Origin of the sequence: uncultured Slackia sp. (genome assembly GCF_944321625.1) — a bacterium.
Classification (GTDB): domain Bacteria; phylum Actinomycetota; class Coriobacteriia; order Coriobacteriales; family Eggerthellaceae; genus Slackia.
This window is the reverse complement of the sequence record NZ_CALUMA010000009.1, coordinates 1-2,513: the sequence shown is the minus strand read 5'-3', so window position 1 is coordinate 2,513 and position 2,513 is coordinate 1. Positions and strand designations below refer to the sequence as shown.

The 2,513-nt window shown below is 59.3% G+C and carries 2 protein-coding genes; both read left to right on the top strand.

Features of this window, described 5'->3' with window-relative positions:
* The coding region (locus Q0J60_RS00900) for a 4Fe-4S binding protein (RefSeq protein WP_294438317.1) at positions 1 to 1,162 on the top strand (1,162 nt) is incomplete at its 5' end.
* A 423-nt stretch (positions 1,163 to 1,585) separates the two neighbouring features.
* Positions 1,586 to 2,513, top strand: a 928-nt coding sequence (locus Q0J60_RS00895; protein WP_294438316.1) for a MerR family transcriptional regulator, incomplete at its 3' end; no start/stop codon positions are given.

Below are 2,513 nucleotides of genomic sequence, written 5' to 3'. Positions count from 1 at the left end.
CGGCCTGCTGGAAAAACTCGAGAGCCAGGACATCACCGTCCACCAGACGCGCTGCGCCGTCGTGCGCAACCGCAACGCGCGCTGCATGAAGTGCGCCGAGGTGTGCACCTCGGGCTGCATCTCGTATAACGACAACGAGCTCATCATCTCGCCGGAGAAGTGCATCGGCTGCGGCACCTGCGCTACGGTGTGCCCGACGTGCGCGCTCGAGGCGCACAATCCCAACGACGCCGAGCTGCAGGCGCGCTGCCTGGCGGCCGCCAAGGCCAACGACGGCGTGCTCGTCGTTGCCTGCCAGGAGATCTGCGACGCGGCGGACGGCCTGTACGATCCCGAGAAGGTGGTCCCGGTGACGTGCCTGGGCCGCGTGGAGGAGACGCTCATCACGGCCATGGCGGTGGCGGGCGCGAGCAAGGTCGTGCTCGTCACGGGCAAGTGCGCCGAGTGCCCCCATGTCACCGGCCTGCACATGGCCGAGCAGGTGGCCGAGACGGCGAACACCCTGCTCCAGACCTGGAACAACTCCTGCGAGACCGTCATCTCCGAGAAGTTCCCGAAGAGCGTGCGCCAGGAGGGCAAGGCGGCCTACGACCACAACCGCCGCGAGTTCTTCACTGGCATGAAAGGCGAGGCGAAGAACGCTGCCGCCACCACGGCCGACTACGCCGTGAAGGAGACGCTCGGCATCGAAGAGAAGCCCGAGTCGCGCTACCTGAAGGTCATGGACGACGGCACGCTGCCGCACTTCATCCCCGACCGTCGCGAGCGCCTGCTCGACAACCTGGCTACGCTCGGCGAGCCGCAGGACATCATGATCGAGACGCGTCTGTGGGGCCATGTCATCATCGATCCGGAGCTGTGCAGCTCCTGCCAGATGTGCGCCACGTTCTGCCCGACGGGCGCCATCTCGAAGTTCGAGGAAGAGGACGGCACGTTCGGCGTGGAACACTTCCCGGGCGACTGCGTGAAATGCCGCTGCTGCACCGACATCTGCCCGGAGCACGCGCTCACGCTCTCCGACGAGGTGTTCGCGGTCGACCTGCTCTCCGGCGCGGTCGAGCGCTACGAGATGAAGCCCATGAAGCACAAGCCGGGCAACCCGCACCAGATTCTCGACAAGATGAAGGACCTCATCGGCATCGACCAGATCTACGAGCGGTAAGGCTTCCAGCTGCTCGCGAGCGGACTGGCGCCCGGCAGAGCGTCTCAATCGATAGCATGACGGTTTTCCCGCTGCCTTCTCCACGAAAATGGTAGCAGGCAGCGGGATTTTGTTTTTCGGAAGGCGTCGATTGGCAATATATTGTCGATGCTTTCCGCGAGTGATTCCATAGCAACAATCTTTCAATTAAGGGCTTCAAGCGTGTTGACTCTCAAATTACTAGAGGGTCCATAATGCTCCGCGGAAGTTGCCAAGCCGCTTGAAGTCGGAATATCGCGGATATGCGAAAGGGGCGATCTGTGATAGCAAAGATGTTGCTCGCCTATCCGACGAAGCGGCATCCCCTTGCCTTTAACAAGGAATCGGGGGGGGGGGCGGTGATTTCAGCGCCCGGGCTTTTTGGGATAGAAACGAGGACTTGCCATGATGTCGCCAGTCCGCAAGGTCGAGCATACGGCGGAGGCGAACGCCGAATGGTCGCGTTTCGCCGTGAGGAATTCTAGTCGATATCGTATTGGCGAAGTAGCAAGCTTGCTTGGCATTACGCCGCAAGCGGTGCGCTATTACGAAGAAGAGGGCATCATTAACCCCGAGCGCAATCCGCTGTCCGGATATCGATACTACAGCGCATGGGATATCAACATGCTCATGCGAATTCGTACCTATCGCCAGCAAGGTTTCTCCATGGAAGAGATTCGGGACGTCATGCGCGAGTTCAATCCGGGTCTTACCGTTTCCTATTTGGGCGAGAAGGCGCAGGCTCTGCATGACACGATTTGCGAGCAAATTGTCTACATGAATCGACTGCGCGACGAGCAGTCCGTGGTGGAGGAAGCGCGTGTCGGTTATCGAAGGTTTGTTGTGACGTACCGGCCGCCCATGCATTTCTTGCAGACGCAGCGCGGGTATAACCTGCTTTCTGAGCATCTTGATTTGTACCGCACATGGATTACAGAGCATGCAGCGTTTGTTCTACCGGGTGGTGTTTTCCAGGGGCCTGGGGCCGATGACGTGGCGTACGGCCTGTTTGTCGACGATGCAAATTTGCGTGACATAGGGTACAAAAACGAAGAGGAAGTAGTGGCAATACCCAGCTTGCTTTGCTTGAGCACGTCCTTTGTTTCAGGGTCTGACGTGGAGCTGAGTTATCAGTCGTTCGATTTTGCACTCGACTATATAGCAGAGAAAGGCTGGCAGGTGGCGGGTAGCCCGGTTAGCCGCATTGCCATGATGGCAAATCAGGAACGCTCGTATCGCAGCTTGCACAGGGTGTGGATTCCTATCAAAGGCGAGGGCATAGAGCCGGACGACAAACGAGACGATGACATGTTGGCGCATTTTGTTGGTAGCG